This is a genomic window from Saccharothrix tamanrassetensis (assembly GCF_014203665.1).
In the GTDB taxonomy this organism is placed as follows: Bacteria; Actinomycetota; Actinomycetes; order Mycobacteriales; family Pseudonocardiaceae; genus Actinosynnema; species Actinosynnema tamanrassetense.
Map to the genome: position 1 here is coordinate 296,104 of NZ_JACHJN010000009.1, position 20,870 is coordinate 316,973.

General features: G+C 70.5%; 25 protein-coding genes. 17 read left to right on the forward strand and 8 right to left on the reverse strand.

All coding sequences use genetic code 11. The features are described 5' to 3' along the window. The first annotated feature begins 9 nt into the window (after positions 1-9). Complete coding sequence (locus FHS29_RS27360; RefSeq protein ID WP_312865120.1) at positions 10-609, forward strand: TetR/AcrR family transcriptional regulator; 600 nt, start codon at positions 10-12, stop codon at positions 607-609. Positions 610-690: 81 nt separating this feature from the next. Here FHS29_RS27360 and leuA read toward each other — a convergent pair whose 3' ends face one another. After that, positions 691-2,484, reverse strand: a complete 1,794-nt coding sequence (gene leuA / locus FHS29_RS27365; RefSeq protein WP_184695376.1) for a 2-isopropylmalate synthase — start codon at positions 2,482-2,484, stop codon at positions 691-693. Between the two features lie 222 nt (positions 2,485-2,706). Here leuA and FHS29_RS27370 point away from each other — a divergent pair, with 222 nt between their 5' ends. Beyond that, positions 2,707-3,006 carry a hypothetical protein gene (locus FHS29_RS27370; protein ID WP_184695377.1) on the forward strand — a complete coding sequence of 100 codons (300 nt, stop codon included), beginning with the start codon at positions 2,707-2,709 and terminating at the stop codon, positions 3,004-3,006. Positions 3,007-3,230: 224 nt separating this feature from the next. On the opposite strand, the gene FHS29_RS27375 is transcribed toward FHS29_RS27370, so the two are convergent. Further along, entirely contained in the window at positions 3,231-3,800 is a 570-nt protein-coding gene (locus FHS29_RS27375; RefSeq protein WP_184695378.1) for a nitroreductase family protein, read from the reverse strand. After that, a complete protein-coding gene (locus FHS29_RS27380) occupies positions 3,800-5,005 on the reverse strand; it encodes a mannosyltransferase family protein (RefSeq protein ID WP_221456651.1) in 1,206 nt (401 codons plus the stop codon). The genes FHS29_RS27375 and FHS29_RS27380 overlap by 1 nt, the downstream gene beginning before the upstream one ends. Before the next feature lie 107 nt (positions 5,006-5,112). Here FHS29_RS27380 and FHS29_RS27385 point away from each other — a divergent pair, with 107 nt between their 5' ends. From FHS29_RS27385 to FHS29_RS27400, 4 genes are all read left to right on the forward strand, one after another. Beyond that, entirely contained in the window at positions 5,113-6,378 is a 1,266-nt protein-coding gene (locus FHS29_RS27385; RefSeq protein ID WP_184695380.1) for an aspartate kinase, read from the forward strand. Then, on the forward strand, positions 6,375-7,463 hold the full coding sequence (locus FHS29_RS27390; RefSeq protein WP_184695388.1) for an aspartate-semialdehyde dehydrogenase: 1,089 nt from the start codon (positions 6,375-6,377) through the stop codon (positions 7,461-7,463). The genes FHS29_RS27385 and FHS29_RS27390 overlap by 4 nt, the downstream gene beginning before the upstream one ends. A gap of 10 nt (positions 7,464-7,473) precedes the next feature. Then, positions 7,474-8,907, forward strand: a complete 1,434-nt coding sequence (locus FHS29_RS27395) for a gluconokinase (protein WP_184695390.1) — start codon at positions 7,474-7,476, stop codon at positions 8,905-8,907. Positions 8,908-8,992: 85 nt separating this feature from the next. Beyond that, positions 8,993-9,523: a GrpB family protein gene (locus FHS29_RS27400; protein WP_184695392.1), complete on the forward strand. Its 531-nt coding sequence runs from the start codon at positions 8,993-8,995 to the stop codon at positions 9,521-9,523. On the opposite strand, the gene FHS29_RS27405 is transcribed toward FHS29_RS27400, so the two are convergent. After that, complete coding sequence (locus FHS29_RS27405; protein ID WP_184695393.1) at positions 9,492-10,670, reverse strand: MFS transporter; 1,179 nt, start codon at positions 10,668-10,670, stop codon at positions 9,492-9,494. The two genes, FHS29_RS27400 and FHS29_RS27405, sit on opposite strands and share 32 nt — an antisense overlap. An 85-nt stretch (positions 10,671-10,755) precedes the next feature. Between FHS29_RS27405 and FHS29_RS27410 the strand changes: the two genes are divergently transcribed. Beyond that, positions 10,756-11,190 carry a Fur family transcriptional regulator gene (locus FHS29_RS27410; RefSeq protein WP_184695395.1) on the forward strand — a complete coding sequence of 145 codons (435 nt, stop codon included), beginning with the start codon at positions 10,756-10,758 and terminating at the stop codon, positions 11,188-11,190. Beyond that, positions 11,187-12,635: a catalase gene (locus tag FHS29_RS27415; RefSeq protein WP_184695397.1), complete on the forward strand. Its 1,449-nt coding sequence runs from the start codon at positions 11,187-11,189 to the stop codon at positions 12,633-12,635. The genes FHS29_RS27410 and FHS29_RS27415 overlap by 4 nt, the downstream gene beginning before the upstream one ends. A 190-nt stretch (positions 12,636-12,825) precedes the next feature. Here the strand turns inward: FHS29_RS27415 and FHS29_RS27420 are convergent, their stop codons facing one another. Beyond that, a complete protein-coding gene (locus FHS29_RS27420) occupies positions 12,826-13,893 on the reverse strand; it encodes an alpha/beta hydrolase (protein ID WP_184695399.1) in 1,068 nt (355 codons plus the stop codon). Between the two features lie 80 nt (positions 13,894-13,973). Between FHS29_RS27420 and FHS29_RS27425 the strand changes: the two genes are divergently transcribed. From FHS29_RS27425 to FHS29_RS27435, 3 genes are all read left to right on the forward strand, one after another. After that, entirely contained in the window at positions 13,974-14,534 is a 561-nt protein-coding gene (locus FHS29_RS27425; RefSeq protein ID WP_184695401.1) for an NADPH-dependent FMN reductase, read from the forward strand. Positions 14,535-14,654: 120 nt separating this feature from the next. Continuing rightward, positions 14,655-15,077 carry an organic hydroperoxide resistance protein gene (locus FHS29_RS27430; RefSeq protein WP_184695403.1) on the forward strand — a complete coding sequence of 141 codons (423 nt, stop codon included), beginning with the start codon at positions 14,655-14,657 and terminating at the stop codon, positions 15,075-15,077. A 16-nt stretch (positions 15,078-15,093) separates the two neighbouring features. Beyond that, positions 15,094-15,570, forward strand: coding sequence for a Dps family protein (locus FHS29_RS27435; protein WP_184695405.1), 477 nt, complete (start codon positions 15,094-15,096; stop codon positions 15,568-15,570). Between the two features lie 148 nt (positions 15,571-15,718). On the opposite strand, the gene FHS29_RS27440 is transcribed toward FHS29_RS27435, so the two are convergent. Continuing rightward, on the reverse strand, positions 15,719-17,527 hold the full coding sequence (locus FHS29_RS27440; protein WP_184695407.1) for a prolyl oligopeptidase family serine peptidase: 1,809 nt from the start codon (positions 17,525-17,527) through the stop codon (positions 15,719-15,721). Further along, positions 17,524-18,327, reverse strand: a complete 804-nt coding sequence (locus FHS29_RS27445; protein ID WP_184695409.1) for a class I SAM-dependent methyltransferase — start codon at positions 18,325-18,327, stop codon at positions 17,524-17,526. The genes FHS29_RS27440 and FHS29_RS27445 overlap by 4 nt, the downstream gene beginning before the upstream one ends. Positions 18,328-18,356: 29 nt before the next feature. Between FHS29_RS27445 and FHS29_RS37120 the strand changes: the two genes are divergently transcribed. Together FHS29_RS37120 and FHS29_RS37125 are read left to right on the forward strand one after the other, a co-directional pair. After that, positions 18,357-18,470, forward strand: a complete 114-nt coding sequence (locus FHS29_RS37120; RefSeq protein WP_246440880.1) for a DUF3291 domain-containing protein — start codon at positions 18,357-18,359, stop codon at positions 18,468-18,470. Next, complete coding sequence (locus tag FHS29_RS37125) at positions 18,467-18,655, forward strand: DUF3291 domain-containing protein (protein ID WP_246440881.1); 189 nt, start codon at positions 18,467-18,469, stop codon at positions 18,653-18,655. Before FHS29_RS37120 ends, FHS29_RS37125 begins: the two co-directional genes overlap by 4 nt. Positions 18,656-18,667: 12 nt before the next feature. Here FHS29_RS37125 and FHS29_RS27455 read toward each other — a convergent pair whose 3' ends face one another. Further along, positions 18,668-18,889, reverse strand: a complete 222-nt coding sequence (locus FHS29_RS27455; RefSeq protein WP_184695411.1) for a hypothetical protein — start codon at positions 18,887-18,889, stop codon at positions 18,668-18,670. Positions 18,890-19,304: 415 nt separating this feature from the next. On the opposite strand from FHS29_RS27455, the gene FHS29_RS27460 reads away from it, so the two are divergent. From FHS29_RS27460 to FHS29_RS27470, 4 genes are all read left to right on the forward strand, one after another. Continuing rightward, on the forward strand, positions 19,305-19,754 hold the full coding sequence (locus FHS29_RS27460) for a MarR family winged helix-turn-helix transcriptional regulator (protein WP_184695413.1): 450 nt from the start codon (positions 19,305-19,307) through the stop codon (positions 19,752-19,754). A 95-nt stretch (positions 19,755-19,849) separates the two neighbouring features. Then, on the forward strand, positions 19,850-20,284 hold the full coding sequence (locus tag FHS29_RS37130; RefSeq protein ID WP_312865121.1) for a hypothetical protein: 435 nt from the start codon (positions 19,850-19,852) through the stop codon (positions 20,282-20,284). 31 nt (positions 20,285-20,315) lie between these two features. Continuing rightward, entirely contained in the window at positions 20,316-20,450 is a 135-nt protein-coding gene (locus FHS29_RS37825) for a hypothetical protein (RefSeq protein WP_281391734.1), read from the forward strand. A gap of 9 nt (positions 20,451-20,459) precedes the next feature. Then, positions 20,460-20,630, forward strand: a complete 171-nt coding sequence (locus tag FHS29_RS27470; RefSeq protein WP_184695415.1) for a hypothetical protein — start codon at positions 20,460-20,462, stop codon at positions 20,628-20,630. Positions 20,631-20,870: the final 240 nt, after the last annotated feature.

Sequence of the window (20,870 nt, forward strand, 5' to 3'; positions counted from 1 at the left end):
GTGGACGACGTGAAGGTCGACGGACGGGTGGAACGGGGCGAGCAGACGCGGCGGCAGATCCTGTTGCGGGCGGCCGAGATCGCGTCGGTGGAGGGCTTGGAGGGCCTGTCCATCGGGCGGCTGGCGACCGAGCTGGAGGTCAGCAAGAGCGGCGTGTTCGCCCACTTCGGGTCGAAGGAGGAGCTACAGCTGGCCACCATCCGGGCCGCCGCGAAGATCTTCGCGACCCGGGTCGTGGAGCCGGCCTCCACCGCGCCGCCGGGGTTGGCCCGGCTGGAGCTCCTGCTCGCCGGCTGGCTGGAGTACTCGGAACGCCGCACGTTCCCCGGCGGGTGCTTCTTCTACGCCGTGCAGGCCGAGTTCGACGCCCGGCACGGACGGGTGCGGGACACCGTCGCGGAGTACGGGCGCCGGTGGAACGACCTGGTGAGGACCACCATCGAGGACGTGCCCGACCTCGCCGTCGATCCCGCGCAGCTCGCGTTCGAGCTCATCGCGTTCCTGGAGATGGCCAACGTCCAATCCGTGCTGCACGACGACCCGGACGCCTACACCCGAGCCCGCACCGCCGTCCGATCCGCTCTGGAGCGCGCCACCCGGCGGCCGTGACGACGCGACAGCGGTGATCCGTGGCGGGCACTCCGCGGCGAGCCGCCCACCCGCGCCGGGGCGGGCGGCTCGCGACGGACGTCAGCGGTGGGCCCGGTTCAGGGCCGAGACGACGGCGCGCAGGGACGCGGACACCGTGGACGAGTCGATGCCGACACCCCACAGGACGCGGTCGCTCACCGCGCACTCCAGGTACGCCGCCGCGCGGGCGTCGTCACCGGAGGACATCGCGTGCTCGAAGTAGTCCAGCACGCGCACGTCGTAGCCGATGGTGGCCAGGGCGTCCACGAACGCCGCGATCGGGCCGTTGCCGGTGCCGGTGATCTCCTGCGTCTCACCGTCCACGACCACCACGGCCTTGATCGTCTCGTGGCCGCTGCCGTCGCCGGACACCTTCTGCCGCAACAGCTTCAGCGGCACGGTGCCGTCCAGGTACTCCACCGAGAACGCGTCCCACATGTCCTTCGGCGAGACCTCGCCGCCCTGGGTGTCGGTGACCTCCTGGATGACCCGCGAGAACTCGACCTGCAACCGGCGCGGCAGGTCCAGGTGGTGCTCGGTCTTCATCAGGTACGCCACGCCGCCCTTGCCGGACTGCGAGTTCACCCGGATCACGGCCTCGTAGTTGCGGCCGACGTCCTTCGGGTCGATCGGCAGGTACGGGACCTCCCACGGGAACTCGTCCACGTGCTGCCCGGCGGCCTTCGCGGCGTCCTCCAGGGCCTCCAGGCCCTTCTTGATCGCGTCCTGGTGGGAGCCGGAGAACGCGGTGAACACCAGGTCGCCGCCGTACGGGTGGCGTTCGGCGACCGGCAGCTGGTTGCAGTACTCGACCGTGCGGCGGATCTCGTCGATGTCGGAGAAGTCGATCTGCGGGTCGACGCCCTGGCTGAACATGTTCATGCCCAGCGTGACCAGGCAGACGTTGCCGGTGCGCTCGCCGTTGCCGAACAGGCAGCCCTCGATGCGGTCCGCGCCCGCCAGGTAGCCCAGCTCGGCGGCGGCCACGCCGGTGCCCCGGTCGTTGTGCGGGTGCAGGGACAGGATGATCGAGTCGCGGCGGGCCAGGTTGCGCGACATCCACTCGATGGAGTCGGCGTACACGTTCGGCGTGGCCATCTCGACGGTCGCCGGCAGGTTGATGATCAGCGGCTTCTCGGGGGTGGGCGCGACGATCGCGGAGACCGCGTCGCACACCTCCAGCGCGTAGGTCAGCTCGGTGCCGGTGTAGGACTCGGGGGAGTACTCGTAGCGGAAGTCCGTCTCCGGGTACTTCTTCGCCTCTTCCAGCGCGAACGCGGCGGCGTCGGTGGCGATCTTCTTGATGCCCTCGCGGTCGGACTTGAACACCACGCGGCGCTGCAGCACCGACGTCGAGTTGTAGAAGTGCACGATCGCCCGGCCCGCGCCGCGCAACGCCTCGAAGGTGCGTCCGATCAGCTCGGGGCGGCACTGCGTGAGCACCTGGATGGTCACGTCCGAGGGGACCGCGCCGTCCTCGATGATCTCGCGGACGAAGTCGAAGTCGGTCTGCGAAGCGGCCGGGAAGCCGACCTCGATCTCCTTGTAGCCCATGCGCACCAGCAGGTCGAACATCTTGCGCTTGCGGGCGGGCGACATGGGGTCGATCAGCGCCTGGTTGCCGTCACGCAGGTCGACCGCGCACCACAGCGGGGCCTGGGTGATCCGCTTGGTGGGCCAGGTGCGGTCCGGTACGTCCACGGTCTCGACCTGCTCGTGGAACGACCGGTAGCGGTGCACGGGCATCGAGGTGCCGCGCTGCGGGTTCCAGGCGGGCTGGTCGGCCGGGGCGGGCCGGGCCGGGGGACGGATGCGGCTGACGCCGGAGGTGTACGCGTCCGGGGAGTTCGTCATGACTGGGGGCTCCTGCTGGCCGTTGGAGGACGACCGGCGGCAACGCTCGATCCCGCGACGGGGGGCCGGTCTGATCAGACCCCGTCACGGCGGCGAAGCAGGAGGGCACGTGCCACGTCGACAGCCTAACCGGATTCCGCTCCCGGGTGGAACCGAGCGCCCAGATGGTGGAACTTCACCCGTTCGTGTTTCGCTCGTCCGTGGCCAGGGCACGCCTATGCCATGTCCAGATGGCGAACCTCAACGCGCAGCGGCAGCTTCACCGCTGCCCGAGTGATCAGCGGTGTTGGCGCTGTGTTCGCGCTCATCGAGGTGCTCTACATCCTCATGATCCTCTTCGGGGCGAACCAGGCCAACGCGTTCTTCCGCTTCATCCAGCAGCTCGCCGAGCCGCTGGCGCTGTTCTTCCCCGGTCTGTTCCAGCTAGGCAACGCCAACCTAGACGTCATCGTGAACTACGGCTTGGCGGCCGTGTTCTGGCTGGTAGTCACCGGCCTGCTGGCCCGCGTAGTAGCACGCTAGACCCCCTACGCCTCCAGCGGCCCCCGCCACCGGGCTCGGTTCGGCACCGGCCTTCGGCCTCCGATCGCCACCGGCCCGGTAGCCACCGGGCTCGGTCGCGTCGGTGGTTCGAGTCCCATTCCCGGCAATCACGCCCTCCGATTGCCGGGAATGGGACTCGAACCACCGACTTCCCGGCGACCGAGCCCCGCCGCCTGCGAAGCAGCGGCCATCAAACACAGCCATCAAACACAAAATTCACTCTCGCCCCAGGTGCCGGTGAACACCGTCTCGCTCAGCGGCTTGCGCACCCGTTCCCGGTGCTCCCGCTCCCGAAGTTCTTCGGGCAGGTCGTCGGCGTCCCCCAGGACACCGATCGCCACCACGACCACCGGCACCACGTCCTCGGGCAGCCCGAACGCCTCGGCCACCGCCTCCTTGCCGAACCCGCCGATCTGGTGCGTGACCAGCCCCAGGTGAACGGCCTGCAACACCAGGTTCTGCACGGCCAGCCCCAGCCCGTACTCGGTGTTCGGGATCGGGCCGCGCTCGTCGCCGGTGATCCGGGCCGCCAGCAGCAGCACCGACGCCCGCCCCGCCCACAACCGGTTGCCGGGCCGCAGGGTGTCGAAGATCCGCCGGAACGTCTCGTCCCCGCGGTACCCCACGACGAACCGCGCGGGCTGGGTGTTGCCGTGCGAAGGGGCCCAGCGGGCGGCCTCCAGCAGTACCCGGACCACGTCGGGGTCGACGACGGCATCGGGGTCGAACGCGCGCGGGCTCCAGCGCTGGGCGATGATCGGGTGCAGTTCCATCAGATCGCATACTGCCAAGCCGTGATGGCGTACGCGCCGAACCACGCGCTGAACACCGCGATTCCCACCAGCACCGCCACCGCCGTGGTCGTCCGCCGCCGGGCCAGCGCCAGCGCCGCCGGGATCAGCAGGGTGAACGCGGGCAGCAGCAGCCGCGCCTTGGAGTTCATCAGCCCGTTCGACCCGAGGTCCATCGCCAGCACTCCCGCCCCGTACACGATCAGCGGCCACTCCAGCCCGCGCCTCATGCTCAGCACCACCAGCGCGATCGCCACGACCAGGAACCACACCGTGGCCAGTTCCAGCACCGAACGCGGATCGCCCAGCACGACCAGCGCGAACCGCCAGGTCGCCGCGCCGCCGTCGAACCGGGAGTCCCAGCCGCGCTGCTGCACGGCGAACCACCCGTCCCACTGCCCGGTGCGCACCGCCACGTACCCGAGGTAGCCGAGCAGCCCCAAGGGCGCGATCGCGCCGCCGATCCACGGCCGCACGCCGTCCCGCCTGGTCACGATCGCCACCAGCGCCGCCGCGCACACCGCGAGGATCAGCGCCGCCGCCGTCGGCCGCACCAACCCCGCCGCCGCGCAGCACACCCCGGCCGGCACCCAGCGCCGTTCGACCACGCCCACCAGCGACCACGCGGCCAGCGCGCAGAACGTCGCCTCGGAGTACGTCATGGACAGCACGATCGCCATCGGCGACGCCGCGAACAGCACCACCAGGTACAGCCCCGCCCGGGACGAGCCGCCGAACACCCGCTGCCCGAGCCGGTGCAGCCCGTACGCGCAGAACACCCCGCTGACCATGCTCACGGTGAACGCCGCGCTGTGCCGGTCGACGCCCGGCAGCCCGTCCAGCCACCGCACCAGGGCCGGGTAGCCGGGGAAGAACGCCAGCGGCGTCTCCGCGGTGCGCCGGGAGAACGCGTCCACCAGCCACGGCGGCACGTGCGCGTAGCCGCCCTCGGCGATGCCGAGGAACCACTGCCCGTCCCACGAGGTGAGCACGCGGGTGACGTCCTTGTCCCACCGGTCCGCCATCAGCGCGAGCACGAACAGCCCCAGCTCGCGCACGGCCAGGTAGAGCACCGCCGGCGTGATGGCCAGGAACACCCGGTGTCTGCTCACGCGCGCCGGCCGGTCCCGCGCCGACGGCGCGTCCTCGGGCTCCACGTGAACGGCCTCCAGGGTTGGCACGCGCATGAGGGTAGTGCCCGTCACGGTGACCGCTGTCCACTCCCCGGTCCGGGTACTCTGCCCCCAAGCTGGGGTTTCCCGCTGGCAGGCATCGGCTCGGAGGGAGAGGATCTGTGGCGCTCGTCGTCCAGAAGTACGGCGGTTCCTCGGTCGGGAACGCCGAGCGGATCAAACGGGTGGCCGAGCGCATCGTCGCGACCCGCAAGGCGGGGAACGACGTCGTGGTGGCCGTCTCCGCGATGGGCGACACGACCGACGAGCTGCTCGACCTCGCCCGCCAGGTCTCCCCGGTGCCGCCCGCCCGCGAGATGGACATGCTGCTCACCTCCGGTGAGCGCATCTCGATGTCGCTGCTGGCGATGGCGATCCACTCGCTGGGCGCCCAGGCGCGCTCCTACACCGGCTCGCAGGCCGGCGTGATCACCACGTCCGTGCACGGCAAGGCGCGCATCATCGACGTGACGCCCAGCCGCATCCAGGACGCGCTGTCCGACGGGGCCATCGCGATCGTCGCGGGCTTCCAGGGCGTGAGCCAGGACAGCAAGGAGATCACCACCCTCGGCCGGGGCGGCACCGACACCACCGCCGTGGCGCTGGCGGCCGCCCTGAAGGCCGACGTCTGCGAGATCTACACCGACGTGGACGGCGTGTTCACCGCCGATCCGCGCATCGTGCCGAACGCCAGGCGGCTGGAGACCATCACCTACGAGGAGATGCTCGAGATGGCGGCGTGCGGGGCCAAGGTGCTCATGCTCCGCTGCGTCGAGTACGCCCGCCGCTACGGCGTCCCGGTGCACGTCCGATCTTCGTTCAGCAACAAGCCCGGGACCATCGTGTCCGGGTCAGTGGAGGACCTTCCCGTGGAACAGGCGATGATCACCGGTGTCGCGCACGACCGGTCCGAGGCCAAGGTCACGGTGACCGCCGTGCCCGACCACCCCGGCGTGGCGGCGCGGATCTTCCGTGTGGTGGCCGAGGCGGAACTCGACATCGACATGGTGGTGCAGAACGTGTCGCAGGCCGTGTCCGGCCGGACCGACGTGACGTTCACGTTGTCCAAGGACGACGGCCCCCGCGCGGTGGCCGCGTTGGAGAAGGTGCGTGGCGAGATCGGCTTCGAGCAGGTCCTCTACGACGACCACGTGGGCAAGGTGTCGCTGATCGGTGCGGGGATGCGCTCGCACCCCGGCGTGACCGCGACGTTCTGCGAGGCGCTCGCCACGGCGGGCGTCAACATCGAGATCATCTCCACCTCGGAGATCCGGATCTCGGTGATCTGCCGGGACACCCAGCTCGACGACGCGGTGCGCGCGCTGCACGACGCGTTCGAGCTCGGTGGCAACGAACAGGCCATTGTGTACGCGGGGAGTGGGCGATGAGCACGAACTCGGATGCGGGAGCACGCAGGCCCGTCCTGGCGCTGGTCGGGGCCACCGGTGCGGTGGGCACCGTCATGATCGACATCATGAACGCGCGCCCGTCCGTGCCGTGGGGCGAGGTCCGGCTGATCGCGTCGCCGCGCTCGGCGGGCAGGAAGATCACCGTTCGGGGTGCCGAACTCACCGTGGTCGCGTTGTCCGCGGAGGCCTTCGACGGCGTGGACATCGCGATGTTCGACGTGCCGGACGAGGTTTCCGCCGAGTGGGCCCCGGTCGCCGCCGCGCGCGGCGCGGTCGCGGTGGACAACTCGGGCGCGTTCCGGATGGACCCCGAGGTGCCGCTGGTGGTGCCGGAGGTGAACGCGGACCAGATTTCCGCGCGCCCCAAGGGGATCATCGCGAACCCGAACTGCACGACGCTGTCCATGATGGCCGCACTCGGTGCGCTGCACCGGGAATTCGAGCTGCGCGAGCTCGTGGTGGCGTCCTACCAGGCGGCGTCCGGTGGCGGCCAGGCGGCCATCGACCGGCTGTACGGTGAGCTGGAAGCGTTGGCGGGCAAGGAAGTCGGCGTCCGCGCCGGTGACGTCGCGGAGGCCCTGGAGGCCGCCGGCCTGCCGCTGTCCGAGTCGCCGTTCCCCGCGCCGTTGGCGTTCAACGTGGTGCCGTGGGCGGGTTCGCTGAAGGACGAGGGCTGGACCAGCGAGGAGCTCAAGGTCCGCAACGAGTCCCGCAAGATCCTCGGCATCCCGGACCTGAAGGTGTCCGCGACCTGCGTCCGCGTCCCCGTGGTCACGACGCACTCGCTGGCCGTGCACGCGACCTTCGCCCGCGAGGTGACGGTCGAGCAGGCGCACAAGATCTTCGCCGGGCAGCCGACCATCGTGCTGGTGGACGACCCGACGGCGAAGAAGTTCCCGACCCCGGTGGACGTCGTCGGCGAGGACCCGACCTACGTGGGCCGGGTGCGCCAGGCGCTGGACTTCCCGAACACGCTGGACTTCTTCGTGTGCGGCGACAACCTCCGCAAGGGCGCGGCGCTGAACACGTACGAGATCGCCGAGGAACTGGTGGACCGCCTGTAGGTTCGCCGACATGGCGGAGGTAGTTCTCGCGGTGGACCTCGGTAGCACGTCGACCAAGGTCATCGCAGTGGACCGGAACGCGGGCGTGGTGGCATCGGCGGAGCACGGCTACCCGATGCGCACCACGTCCTCCGGTGAAGCGACCCACGACCCGGCCGCGGTGTGGGCCGCGGCCCTGGAGGCCCTGCGCGAGGTGGCGGCCCAGGGGCACCGGGTCCGCGCCTTGTCGTTGACCGGTGCGATGCACACGCTGCTCGGTCTGGACTCCTCGGGCACCCCGGTGACCCCGTCGGTGAGCTGGGCGGACAACCGCGCGGTGGCCGAGGCCAGTCGGCTGCGCGGCACCCCGCAGGGCATCTTCCTGCACCGCGCGACCGGTACCCCGATCCACACCATGACGCCGCTGGTGAAGCTGGCCTGGTTCACCTCCCAGGGGTTCACCGCGCACGTCTGGTGCGGCCTCAAGGACTACGTGACCGAACGCCTCACCGGCCACCTGGTCACCGAGTACTCGTCGGGCTCCGCCACGGGCCTGATGGACCTGCGCTCGCTGGACTGGCACCCGACCGCGCTGGAGTTCGCCGGCATCACCGCGTCCCGGCTGCCACCCGTGCACGCGCCCACCGACTCGTTCCCCCTGACGTGCGACATCCCCGGCATCCCACCGGGTACGCCGGTCGTGCTCGGCGGCGGTGACGGCCCCATGGCGAACCTGGGCGTGGGCGCGGTCGTGCCCGGAGTCGCGGCGGTGTCCCTGGGCACCAGCGGCGCGCTGCGCGTCGTCCGCGACAGTCCCGCCGTCGACGAACTGGGCCGGGTCTTCTGCTACGCCATCACCGACGACCTGTGGGTGCTCGGCGGTGCCGTGAGCAACGGCGGTGTGGTCGCGCAGTGGGCCTCGGAGACGTTCGGCACCGACGTGGGAACCCTGCTGGCCGAGGCCGCCCACGTCCCTCCCGGTGCCGGCGGCATCACCGCGCTGCCCTACCTGCTGGGCGAACGCGCGCCGTGGTGGGATCCGGACGCAGTGTCCGCCGTGATCGGCCTGCGCCGGGAGCACGGCCGGGCCGAGATCGCCAGGGCGCTGGTGGAGGGCGTGGCGCAGCAGTTGGCGCTGGTGCTGGACGCGGTGCGCTCGGTGGCCGACGTCCACGCGGTCCGCGTCACGGGGGGCGCGTTCCGCAGCGACCTGTGGTCCACCGTGCTGGCGTCCGCGCTGGGCCTGGACCTGGAACTGGCCGAGGACAGCGAGGGCTCCGGCGTGGGCGCGGGCCTGCTCGGCTGGCACGCCCTCGGTGAACTCCCCGACCTGACCGCTGCCGCGGCCCTGATCCGACCCACGCGAACCATCCACCCGGATGACGCGGCGCACCGCCTCTACGCGACCAGGCGACCCGCCGTGGAACAGCTCTACCAGGCACTGCACGCCCTCGGTCGGGGGTAGGCCCCCGGTTTCCGTTTTCCACCGAGCACCGACAGTCCCGGAAATCGCGCCTGACTCCTCCGCGCCCGGCGCTAGCGTGCGGAGGATGAGCGTTCCCCCGTGGGCGTACGAGAAGGCCGTGCTGCACCCCCACGATCCCCGGTGGGCGGTCAGCGCCGAGGTCGAGCGCGACCGGCTCGTCGAACTGCTGGCCCCCTGGCTGGTGGACGGCGTGGAGCACGTCGGCTCCACCGCCGTGCCGGGCCTGGCGGCCAAGCCGATCATCGACCTGATGGCGTCCGTCGCGAACCGGGACGCGGTGGTCGGCGTCCTGGTCGCGGACGGCTGGGCGCACGTCCCGCCCGAACTCGACCGCCAGGACTGGCGGCGGTTCTTCGTCCGGCCGGACGCCACCGGGCAGCGCCGGGTGGCCCACCTGCACGTGATCGGCGCGGGCCACCCGCGCTGGGCCGACCAGCTGGCGTTCCGCGACGCCCTGCGCCACGACGAAGACCTCAGGAACCGCTACCAGGCCCTGAAGCTGGACCTGGCCCACCGCCTGGGCCACGACCGCGAGGCCTACACCGACGCCAAGACCGGGTTCATCAGGGCAGCGCTGCGCCGACCGGCTCCTTGACCGCCGCGCCGAGCACCATCGACCCGACCGCGATGACCACCGCCCCGACCCCCGCGACGAAGTACCCCCAGCCCGGCGAGGAGTGGTCGATCACGAACCCCGCGAGCGGCGCCCCCAGCGCCGCCCCCAACGTGAACGCCGACCCCTGCAACCCCATCGCCTCGCCCCGCGCCGACCCCGGCGTCATCCGGGTGATCGCCTCACCGGTCGCCGCGATCGTCGGCGCGCAGAGGAAGTTCATCGGCACCAACGCCAGCGCGAGCACCCACGGCGACCACCCGAACAGCCCGATGGGCATGGCCAGCACCCCCATCACGCCCATCAGCGCCCACACCGGCGGCACGTGCGGCAACCCGCCGTACACGAAGCCGCCGACCAGCGACGCCACGCACATGACGGCGATCAGCGCCCCCGTCCAGTCGGTCAGCCCCAGCCCCCGCATGCCGGCGACCACCGCGACCTCGACGCCGGACAGCACGAACGTCGCCCCGCCCGCGCTGATCAGCACCCCGAGCAGCTTCCCGGTCAACCACTCCCGGCGCGGCACCGGCGCGCCGTGGTCGACGTCGTCCCGGACCGGCGGGTTCACCGCGTACAGGACCAGCCCGAACACCACCATGGACACGCCGATGGTCCACATCGCGACCCGGCTGTTCCACTGCGTGGTCAGGAGCACGCCGAGCGCCGGCCCGGCCATGAACGCGACCTCCACCGCCATGGAGTCCATCGCCAGCGCCGTGCGCCGGCCTGCCTCGCCGACCAGCGCGGTGATGACCTGGCGGCCGATCTGCATGACCGGCATCACCGCGATGCCGGACACGAAGCAGGTGACCAGCAGCACCGGGAACGACAGCGCCGGCGCGACGAACCAGAACAGCCCTTCGGACACGAGCGAGACCAGCAGCATCGTCCGCAGCCCGCGCCGGTCGGTGAGCAGGCCCATCAGCGGCGCCCCGACCGCGATGCCGACCGTGGCCATCGCCCCGACCAGGCCCGCCGCGCCGTAGCCGCGTTCCAGGCCGAGCAGCACGTGCATGGTGATGGTCATGCCCGCCGCCGTCGCCGGTATCCGGGCGAACAGCATCAACAGCATCAGGGAGGGCACCCGTGGGGTGCGCAGGACGGCGAGGTAGGGGGCGAGGTTCACCAGCCCATCTTCACTCGCTCCGGCAAGAGGTTTAACCGTTCGTTTTCTTGACTGGTTCAAGAAAACCCGATGGAGTGGTGGAGCCATGACCCCAGGACCACGTGAGCTGCTCAAAGACGCAGGCCTGCGCATCACCGCGCCCCGGCTCGCGGTGCTGGAGTGGCTCGCCGGACATCCGCACGCGACGGCCGACCAGGTCACCGAGGGCGTGCGGGGCAAGTTGGGGACCGTGTCCACGCAGGCCGTCTACGACGTGCTCAACGCGTGCTCGCGGACCGGGCTGCTCCGCCGCATCGAACCGGCGGGCCATCCGGCGCGCTACGAGACGCGGATCGGTGACAACCACCACCACCTCGTGTGCAGGCGCTGCGGGCGGACCGAGGACGTGGACTGCGTCCACGGAGCGGCGCCCTGCCTGGAGCCCTCCGACGCGGCCGGCTTCGTCGTGGACGAGGCCGAAGTCCTGTTCTGGGGCCTGTGCTCCGACTGCCGCACCTCCGAGAAGGAGCAACCAGCGTGACCCAAGCGCGTCCCACCACCAACAACGCAGGCATCCCGGTCGCCAGCGACGACCACTCGCTGACCCTGGGCGCCAACGGGCCGATCCTGCTCCAGGACCACTACCTGATCGAGAAGAACGCCCAGTTCAACCGCGAGCGCGTGCCCGAGCGGGTGGTGCACGCCAAGGGTGGCGGCGCGTTCGGCCACTTCGAGACGACCGAGGACATCAGCCGCTACACCAAGGCGGCGCTGTTCCAGCCGGGCGTGAAGACCGAGACGCTGCTGCGGTTCTCGACCGTCGCCGGCGAGCTGGGCTCGCCCGACACCTGGCGCGACCCGCGCGGGTTCGCGCTGAAGTTCTACACGACGCAGGGCAACTACGACATCGTCGGCAACAACACCCCGGTGTTCTTCCTGCGCGACCCGATCAAGTTCCCGGACTTCATCCGCTCCCAGAAGCGCCGCGCCGACACCGGCCGCCGCGACCACGACATGCAGTGGGACTTCTGGACCCTCCAGCCGCAGACCGCGCACCAGGTGACGTGGCTGATGGGCGACCGGGGCATCCCGAAGACGTGGCGGCACCAGAACGGCTACGGCTCGCACACGTACCTGTGGGAGAACGCGGCCGGCGAGAAGTTCTGGGTCAAGTACCACTTCAAGACCGACCAGGGCATCGAGACCCTGACCTCGGAGGAGGCCGCCCGCATCGCGGGCGAGGACGCCGACGCGCACCGCGCCGACCTGTGGCACGCGATCGAGCGCGGCGAGTTCCCGTCGTGGACGCTCAAGGTCCAGGTCATGCCGTACGCGGACGCCGCGACCTACCGCTTCAACCCGTTCGACCTGACCAAGGTGTGGCCGCACGCGGACTACCCGCTGATCACGGTCGGCAAGCTGGTCCTGGACCGCAACCCGGCCGACTACTTCGCCGAGATCGAGCAGGCCGCGTTCGAGCCGACCAACCTGGTGCCGGGCATCGGCACGTCCCCGGACAAGATGCTGGTCGGCCGCATCTTCGCCTACCCGGACGCCCACCGGTACCGCATCGGCGCGAACTACGCCCAGCTCCCGGTCAACCGCCCGAAGTCCCCGGTGAACTCGTACTCCAAGGACGGGGCGATGGCCTACGCCAACGCCACCGACCCGGTGTACGCGCCGAACTCCTACGGCGGCCCGCACGCCTCGGCCGCGGCGGCCGGGGAGACCACCTCGGCGTACGGCGTCGAGGACGAGGTCGTGCGCTCCGCGTACAAGCTGCACGCGGAGGACGACGACTGGGGCCAGGCCGGCACCCTGATCCGCGAGGTCATGGACGACGCGCAGCGCGAGCGCCTCGTGCACACCGTGGTCCAGCACGCGGGCAACGGCGTTTCGGCTCCGATCCTGGAGCGGGTCTTCGAGTACTGGCGCAACATCGACAAGGAGACCGGCGACAAGATCGCCGCGGCCTTCGACAAGTAGCACCCGCACGTAGCACTGACTGGTCAGACCGGCCGGCAACGCCGGCAGGTAGGACTGGCTCCCACCACGGAAGGGGAGGGACGTTCCCGCGTCCCTCCCCTTCGCCATGCGTGCCGCCGCCCACCGAGCCCACCGCCTTGGCGTGGCGTGGTGGCGTGGTGTGGCGAAGCTGAGGAGCTTCGCCGTCCCCTCAAGCCGTCTCGGCGACGCCCTGCCGCGTGTTCGCCAGCGCCAGTCCGGTGCGCAGCGCTCCCACGGCCTCCGCCACCGCCTCCCGGAACACGCCGCCCACCCCGAGGATGTTCGCGTACCCGTGGAACAGCCCCTCGTACCGCCGCAGCACCACCGGAACCCCTTGCGCCGCGAGCTTTTCCGCGAACGCCTCACCTTCGTCGCGCAACGGGTCGAAACCGGCCGTGGCCAGGTAGGTCGGCGGCAGCCCGCTCAGGTCCTCCGCCAGCAGCACGGACAGCCGCGGGTCGGTGTGCGAGTCGCGGGAAGGCGCGTAGTGGTCCAGGAACCAGTCCATCTTCTGGTCGGTGAGGAAGAAGCCGTTGCCGAACAGCTCCCGCGACCGCCGCCGCACGGTCGCGTCCACCGCCGGGTAGAACAGCAGCAGGAACACCGGTTTCACGTCGCCCGCGTGCAGTGCCGTCACGGCCGCCAGGTTGCCGCCCGCGCTGTCGCCGCCCAACGCGATGCGCGCCGGGTCGATGCGCAGTTCCGCCGCGTTCGCCACGGCCCACTCGTAAGCGGTCTGCGCGTCGTCCGCCGCCGCCGGGAACGGGTGCTCGGGCGCCAGCCGGTAGTCCGCCGACAGCACCCGCACCCCGGCCTCCACGGCCAGGAACCGGCACAGGTTGTCGTGGCTGTCCAGATCGCCGCTGACCCACCCGCCACCGTGGTAGAAGACCAGCAGCGGCGAGCCCTCGGGCAGGCCGCGCGGCGTGTAGAAGCGTCCGCCGACGCCGTCCATCGAGACCGCGCGAACCGTCACGTTCCCGACGACCGGTCCGCGGACGAGTGCGGTGCTCCTGGTCAGCGCCGTGCGGTTGGCGGCGGGCGTGGTGGTCTGCCAGTCCTCGCCGCCGAGCTGCTGGAGCCGCAGCAGCAGTTGGGCCTCGGGGTGCAGGCGCTGGCCGTCCAGGGTGATCGGGCGGCCCGCGATCAGTCTGCGCAGCGGTGCGGGCAGACCGAACACGAAGCGCAGGGCACCGGCCAGGACACCGGGGGGAAGCGATTCGGCGAGCTTCGACATGAGACGCACGTTACTAGCGGGTAGCTCCGGCGGCCAGGGAGTGGACCTCCAGCTAGGTGGAGGTGGCAGGATCGGAGCCCATGACGGTCACGGTGGTGGGCATCGGCGGTTCGCTGCGTCCGAACTCGCAGTCCGAGCGCGCGATGCGGATCGCGCTCTCCGGCGCGGCGGACGCGGGCGCGAAGGTCATCGAGGTGTCCGGGCCGGACCTCGTGCTGCCGTTCTACGACCCCGCCATCCCGGACCGGCCCGAGAACGCCCGCCGCCTGGTCGACGCCCTGCGCGCGGCGGACGGCGTCGTGCTGGTCTCGCCCGGCTACCACGGCACGGTGTCCGGCCTGGTCAAGAACGCGCTGGACTACGTCGAGGACCTGCGCACCGACGAGCGCCCCTACCTGGACGGCCGGGCCGTCGGCTGCGTCGCCGCCGCCCAGGGCTGGCAGGCGTCGGTGACCACGCTGACCGCGCTCCGCTCGATCGTGCACGCCCTGCGCGGCTGGCCCACGCCGCTGGGCGCGGCGATCAACTCGCGCGAGGTCGACTTCGATCTCGAAGGCGGCTGTTCAGACCACTCGGTCGCGGGCAATCTGCGCACGATCGGGCGACAGGTGGCGGAGTTCGCCGCGTCACACGCCGGTTGACGGTTGTACTGACCGGGTACGTCTTTGTCAGGGCGTGGGCTGCCACACGACCGGGTGTGGTCCGGCTCCGGCCGGGTGTTGAGCCGAGTGGAAGTCCCAACGGCTCAAAGGAGAGCGTTCATGCAGGTGCTCTACACCGCGGAGGCGATCGCGGTCGGCGACGGCCGCAACGGCGAGGTCCGCTCCTCGGACGGCGTGATCGACGAGCAGCTCGCCACGCCGAAGGAGCTGGGTGGCCCCGGCGGGGACAAGACCAACCCGGAGCAGCTGTTCGCCGCCGGGTACGCGGCGTGCTTCCACAGCGCGCTGAAGGTCGCCGCCCGCAAGAGCGGGGTGGCGCTGGGCGACACGACGGTGACCGCGAAGGTCGGCCTCGGCCCGAACGGCGACGGCGGCTTCCAGCTCGCGGTCGACCTGCACACGCACATCCCCGGCGCGGAGCAGTCGGTGGCCGACGACCTGGTGGCCGCGGCCCACCGGATCTGCCCGTACTCCAACGCCACGCGCGGCAACATCGAGGTGGCCCTGACCGCCACCGTCTGAAGGAGGCGCTAGCACCATGAGCAAGTCCCCGATCACCAGTTCGCTTTCCGACGCCGACAAGGCGTCCGTCGCCACCGTCCTGCAGTCGACGCTGGTCGACCTGATCGACCTGTCACTGGCCGCGAAGCAGGCGCACTGGAACGTGGTCGGCAAGAACTTCCGCAGCGTCCACCTCCAGCTCGACGAACTGGTGACCACGGCGCGCACCTACACCGACGAGGTGGCCGAGCGGGCGTCCGCGCTGGGCATCTCGCCGAACGGCAAGGCCAAGACCGTCGCCGAGTCGTCGGGGGTGCCGGAGTTCCCGGACAACTGGCTCCAGGAAGAGGACGTCGTGTCCGCGGTCGTGTCCGCGCTCGCCAAGCTCATCGAGCGGTTGCGCGCCCGGATCGACGAGACGGACAAGTCCGACCTGGTCACCCAGGACCTGCTGATCGAGATCACCAAGCAGCTCGAACAGGCCCACTGGATGTGGCAGGCCCAGCAGGCCTGACCGGCGACCGCTGACGCGTTGAGCGTCTGTGGGCCGACCGTCTGCACGTCTATGAACGCGACCGTCTGTGCGCCAATCGTGGGCGTCTCCACGATTGGCGCACAGACATAGTCACGAAGCCTTGGCGCGGACGGCGCCGGAAGGCCGGCTAGAGGACCTTCCGGACGAACGCGACCTCCGCCGCCGTCTGCCGGATGGTCTCCGCGACGACCAGCGACCCGTGCCCGGCGTCGTACCGGTACACCTCGTACGCCGCACCGCGCGCGGCGAGCCGCTCCAGGTAGTTGTCGATCTGCCGGATCGGGCAGCGCGGGTCGTTCTCCCCGGCCAGCACGAGCACCGGCGCGCGCACCGCGTCCACGTACGTCAGCGGCGAGCACTCCCGGTACCGGTCGGGCAGCTCCTCCGGCGACCCGCCGAACAGCGCCCGGTCGAACGCGCGCAGCGGCTCCATCTCGTCTTCGTAGGCGGCCAGGTAGTCGGCGACCGGCACACCGGCGACGCCCGCCGCCCACCGCTCCGGCTGGGTGCCCAGCGCGAGCAGCGACAGGTACCCGCCCCACGACGCGCCGTTGACCACGCACTTCGCCGGGTCGGCGAACCCGGAGCCGACCGCCCAGTCGTGCACGGCGGCCACGTCCTCCAGCTCGGTCAGGCCCGGCCGGCCCTCGATGGCGTCCCGCCACTGCGAGCCGTAGCCGGTGGAGCCCCGGTAGTTCACGTGCACCACGGCGAACCCGGCGTCCAACCACACCGCGCGGTAGGCGGAGAACCGGTCCTCGTCGGCCGAGTGCGGGCCGCCGTGCAGGCTGAACACCGTGGGCAGCGGGCCGTCCGGGGCGTCCGCCGGGCGTGCGACCAGGGCGTGCACGTCACCGACGAAGACGTCCTGCAACTCGACCGACGGGGGAGCCTTGTGCCCCGGAGGTGCCAGCAGCACGCGTTCGTCGCCGTCCACGTCCAGCACCCGGACCACACCGGGCTGCGCGGCCGAGGACCACGAGTACTCCACCGCGCCGTCCGGCCGCACGTCGGCCGAACCGACTGTCCCGTGTGGAGTGTCCAAAGCGGACAGTGTTCCGGTGTTCAAGTCGTAGCGGTGCAGGGTGTTCCGTGCCTTGAACGTGTGGACGACCAGCAGTGCCGTCGCGTCCTCGTACCAGTCGGCGCTGATCTCACCGGGCAGGTCGATGCCGATCTCGGTCTCGGTGTCGTCGGTGACGTCCCAGATCAGCAGCTCCTCCTTGCCCCGGCGTTCGTGCAGCACGAGCAGCCGGTTGTCGCCGCGCACCGGGCTGAACGCGATGGCGTCCAGGCCCTTGCCCGGGCCGTCCCACTTCTCGGCGACCCGGGTGCCGTCCGGGGTGATCACGCGGAGCGCCGTGTGCCGGTTGTCGCCGTGCTCGGAGTGCGCCAGCGCGAGCAGCGTCTCGTCCCTGGACAGCGCGGCCACGCCGCCGTCGTTCTGGTGCGCGTAGACCACCTCGGCCGGGCCGCCGTTGCGGGACACGTAGACGGTCGTGCCGTCGTCGGTGGAGGTGCCGATCGAAACGACCTGGTGGCCGATCTCCAGGCCTGCGGGGTAGCCGGCCGGCACACCGGCGACGGCGGGTTTGGCGTCCGCGCCGGGCTTGAACGGCTCGCTGACCCACACGCCGAACTCGTCGCCGTCGCTGTCGGCGAACCACCAGATCGTCTCGCCGTCCGGGCTCAGCGCCGCGTGGGACGTGCCGTTCGGGCGGTCGGTGACCTTGCGGTGGGTGTCGGAGCCGCGGTCCCAGGCGTAGATCTCCCAGACACCGCTGGCGTTCGACAGGTACAGGCTGCGGTCCGGGGCGTCGTCCGCCCAGCCGGGCAGGCTGACCCTGGGCGCGGTGAACCGTTCCCGCCAGCGGGCCTCGGCTTCGGCGTCGTCGAACAGCGGGTCGGGGACTTCGGCGGTCGGGTGCGTCGTCACGCCCTCGATCCTGCCGGCTGGCGGGCGGTGACCAGGTAGTAGTCCGCCAGGCCGCGTTCGGTGGCCTGGATCCAGCGGTGCCCCCAGCCGTCCGGGAACCCGGCGAGCTCCTGCCACCGGTGCAGACCGGCCCAGACGTGGGCGCCGATACTGTCCGCGCGGACATCGTCGAAGCCCGCTGCCCGCAGATCGTCCGTGAACCGACCGATCGGGTGGGCCAGGTCGAGCCCGGTGGCGAACGTCTTGATCAACTCGACCAACTCCGGTCCCGCGTCGTCGTGCTCGGCGAAGAAGGTGGTCACGGCAAGTCGGCCACCGGGCGCGAGCACCCGCGCGCACTCCCGCGCGAACGCCCCCAGGTCCTCGAAGTGCTGTGCGGCCTCCACCGACAGCAGGCGGTCGAACGCGTCGTCCGGGAACGGGATGTCCGACGCCGACCCCGGCACGAACTCGACCCGCTCGTCGCGGGTCGCCGCACGCGCACGCTCGACCTGTTCAGGCATCAAGTCGATACCGCGCAACAACTCCGGACCGCGCAGCAACGTCCGCTGTGCGCCCACGCCACCGCCGCAGCCGACTTCGAGCACGCGCCGGCCGGCGACGTCGAGCGCGTCGAGCACCACGTCGTACATGGCCTGCTGGGAGGCGATGCGCTGCTCGACGGTGAGCCGGCCGTCCAGCGGGATGCCGTCCCAGTAGCCGAAGTTGATGAAGCCGCCGGCGAAGACCCATCGGGTCGCGAGGTCGCCGGTGCCGTAGGTCCGCCTGCGGAGTTCGGCTCGCTGCACATCATCTGCCATCACACGATCGTCCCGGCTACCGTGGAGGAATGACAGGGGATTCGCACGAGTTGGCGCAGGTGAACATCAGCCGGATGCAGGCACCACTGGACAGCCCGTCGATGGCGGGGTTCGTGGCGGCACCGGACCCGTCGAGGCGATGACCGCCCTGTGGTGGATGCCGGCGGGCCACCGCCCCGCCGTGGCCGAAGCCGAGGACCGCTTGGCGCACCTGCGGGAACACGGCCCCACGCCGTTCGCGTTCACCCTGCGGGAGACCTTCCCCAGTCCCGGCGCCCTCCCCGGCGACCTGGTGGCGAAGGACCTGGCGGGCTGCGGGGTCGACTAGCTGCGGGGTCGATTAGTCGAGTTCCTCGCGGAAGATCTCGTCCATCTTGCGCGAGGCCTTGGCCAGCGCGTTGCCGACCAGCGCGACCAGGGCGAGAACCGCACCCACCACGACGCCCGCGGTGGGCGAGGCGAGAACGGCGACCACACCGGCTGTCCCGAGTACGACCAGAACCCAGGCGGCGAGTCGGATCCAACTCCCGGACACGGGCCTGATCCCGGAGGCAATGCTCATGGCTGGCTCTCCCTGGCTGAAAGCATCAGTGACCGACGGTTCGTCTCGTTTTCGCGTCGACCTCGCCCCCTGTTACGTTCCGTGACGTGAATCGGTAACCTTCACTCGTTCGGGTTAACTGAACGTGACAATCGCTCGCACTTGTCACAACGCTACGTCATGACACGACTACTCGGACTAAAGTTCACTCCATCGTGCGACCTAACCAACTGTGGGTAGCGGCAGCGCACCGGGCTGCCAACGTCACCCGCCGTCATGGTGCTCCGACACCACTCCGGAGTCGTCACATGCGGGATGCAGTCAATCTGCATAAAGATGATCGGCGCACATATTGTCAAGATGGTCTGTTATCAAACGATTGAGTGACAGACGATTCTGATAGGGTCGCCACCCCCCAATGCCGAGGAGGCGACCCATGCCCACGAAGACCCGGTTGAACTTCTTCCCCCGCCTGGTGATGGAACGCCCGGACATAGCCCTGTGCCGCGTGTCCACTCTGATAACCCGTGCCGCGGAGCTCCAAGGTCACGCCAACAACGTCGGCGCGAACCACCACCTGGTCCTCAAGATGCTCGTGAACGTCGGACCGTGCTCCCAGCAAACGCTCAGCGAAGAACTCCGCATCGATCGCAGCGTCATGGTCGGCATCGCCGACGACCTGCAGAAAGCGGGCTACGTGAGCCGGGAGCGCAACCCCGACGACCGCCGGGCGTACCAGGTCGACATCACCGGAGCGGGCAAGACGGCGCTCCTGCACGCGGAGAGCAGCGTGCCCAAGTTCCTGAACGACGTGTTCGCCGCCCTGACCGCCGCCGAACGCGACCAGCTCACCAAGATCCTGGCGAAGGTCCTGGAAATCGACTGATCGGATGCCGCCGGCACCACCGCCGCCGGGCCACAGTGGGGTAGCGAACCGACCGCGGACCAAGCCCGAGCCCGAGCGACTGAGAGGTGCCCGCCGTGAGCATCGCCCGTCTCACCGCCCCGCTGTCGGGCCTCCCCCTGCTCACCGCCCTGCTGTCGGGGCTCGTGCTGCTCACCGCCTGCGCGACCCCACCCCCGGCCGCCCAGTCCCCGGCGAACAGCACGCCGCAGGCGACGACGACTGCGCCGCCACCTCCGCAGCCCACGCCCACCGCCGCCCCGCCTGCCGCCACCGCTCCGGCCGCGAAGACCTGCACGGTCCCCGACGTCGTGGGCATGGTCCACCAGACCGCCCAGGACACCATGCAGGCCGCCGGCCTCTACCGCCTACGCGAAGAAGACGCCACCGGCCAAGGCCGCCTGCTCGCCGTAGACCGGAACTGGACCACCACCGCGCAGAGCGTTCGTGCCGGTGAGGTCGTCGACTGCACGACCGAAATCCTGCTGTCCGCCAAGAAAACCGGCGAGTGATCCGCATCCGCGCGGCCTGAACAGACCCTTCATGGACGCCAGGCAGACCATCGAAGAAGCAACCGCCGCAGCCTCGCTGACTGTCGACTTGATCGACTTGGGGCAGGCGTCGGTGGCGATGACGGTCGGTCGCGAGCACACCAATTCCCTGTTCGCCTTGCTATAGGCAGTCCTGATGGCTGCCGCGATCGTCATCGGCGTCCCGTTCTCTGCCGCCAGGATGGCGTCGACCGGCCTATCCGAAAGGCTGATCGTCGCCGTAGTCGCCATGGAAGTGGCGCTGCTGACAGAGGTCCTGATCAAGGTGTCCAAGCCCGACACCCAACCCCACAACCGACCGCTGTGAAGCCCACCTCTCGTCCGAGCCGGGAGTAGACCACGAGCGGATCGTGCAGGCGCTCGATGACGGTCCCTCCCGGCCCGTCCGCTGACCGGAACACAAATCAGGCCCGGTATGTCTTGTGACATATCGGGCCTGACTTTGTCGGGGTGATTCTCTCAAGAAATGGAGTCTCCATCGGTGACGGTGGAGATCTACGCGGAGGTCTCCACCGAGGTCTCCACCGAGGTCACGCGGGCGGCGCCC

Coding starts and splice junctions, on each gene's coding strand:
- FHS29_RS27435 (WP_184695405.1), top strand. CDS start 15,094: ATGAGCAAGTCCCCGATCACCAGTTCGCTTTCCGACGCCGACAAGGCG.
- FHS29_RS27460 (WP_184695413.1), top strand. CDS start 19,305: ATGCCCACGAAGACCCGGTTGAACTTCTTCCCCCGCCTGGTGATGGAA.
- FHS29_RS37120 (WP_246440880.1), top strand. CDS start 18,357: ATGACAGGGGATTCGCACGAGTTGGCGCAGGTGAACATCAGCCGGATG.
- FHS29_RS37125 (WP_246440881.1), top strand. CDS start 18,467: ATGACCGCCCTGTGGTGGATGCCGGCGGGCCACCGCCCCGCCGTGGCC.
- FHS29_RS27455 (WP_184695411.1), bottom strand. CDS start 18,889: ATGAGCATTGCCTCCGGGATCAGGCCCGTGTCCGGGAGTTGGATCCGA.
- FHS29_RS27430 (WP_184695403.1), top strand. CDS start 14,655: ATGCAGGTGCTCTACACCGCGGAGGCGATCGCGGTCGGCGACGGCCGC.
- FHS29_RS27410 (WP_184695395.1), top strand. CDS start 10,756: ATGACCCCAGGACCACGTGAGCTGCTCAAAGACGCAGGCCTGCGCATC.
- FHS29_RS27375 (WP_184695378.1), bottom strand. CDS start 3,800: ATGGAACTGCACCCGATCATCGCCCAGCGCTGGAGCCCGCGCGCGTTC.
- FHS29_RS27370 (WP_184695377.1), top strand. CDS start 2,707: ATGTCCAGATGGCGAACCTCAACGCGCAGCGGCAGCTTCACCGCTGCC.
- FHS29_RS37825 (WP_281391734.1), top strand. CDS start 20,316: ATGGACGCCAGGCAGACCATCGAAGAAGCAACCGCCGCAGCCTCGCTG.
- FHS29_RS27425 (WP_184695401.1), top strand. CDS start 13,974: ATGACGGTCACGGTGGTGGGCATCGGCGGTTCGCTGCGTCCGAACTCG.
- FHS29_RS27395 (WP_184695390.1), top strand. CDS start 7,474: ATGGCGGAGGTAGTTCTCGCGGTGGACCTCGGTAGCACGTCGACCAAG.
- leuA (WP_184695376.1), bottom strand. CDS start 2,484: ATGACGAACTCCCCGGACGCGTACACCTCCGGCGTCAGCCGCATCCGT.
- FHS29_RS27390 (WP_184695388.1), top strand. CDS start 6,375: ATGAGCACGAACTCGGATGCGGGAGCACGCAGGCCCGTCCTGGCGCTG.
- FHS29_RS27380 (WP_221456651.1), bottom strand. CDS start 5,005: ATGCGCGTGCCAACCCTGGAGGCCGTTCACGTGGAGCCCGAGGACGCG.
- FHS29_RS27420 (WP_184695399.1), bottom strand. CDS start 13,893: ATGTCGAAGCTCGCCGAATCGCTTCCCCCCGGTGTCCTGGCCGGTGCC.
- FHS29_RS27400 (WP_184695392.1), top strand. CDS start 8,993: ATGAGCGTTCCCCCGTGGGCGTACGAGAAGGCCGTGCTGCACCCCCAC.
- FHS29_RS27445 (WP_184695409.1), bottom strand. CDS start 18,327: ATGGCAGATGATGTGCAGCGAGCCGAACTCCGCAGGCGGACCTACGGC.
- FHS29_RS27470 (WP_184695415.1), top strand. CDS start 20,460: ATGGCTGCCGCGATCGTCATCGGCGTCCCGTTCTCTGCCGCCAGGATG.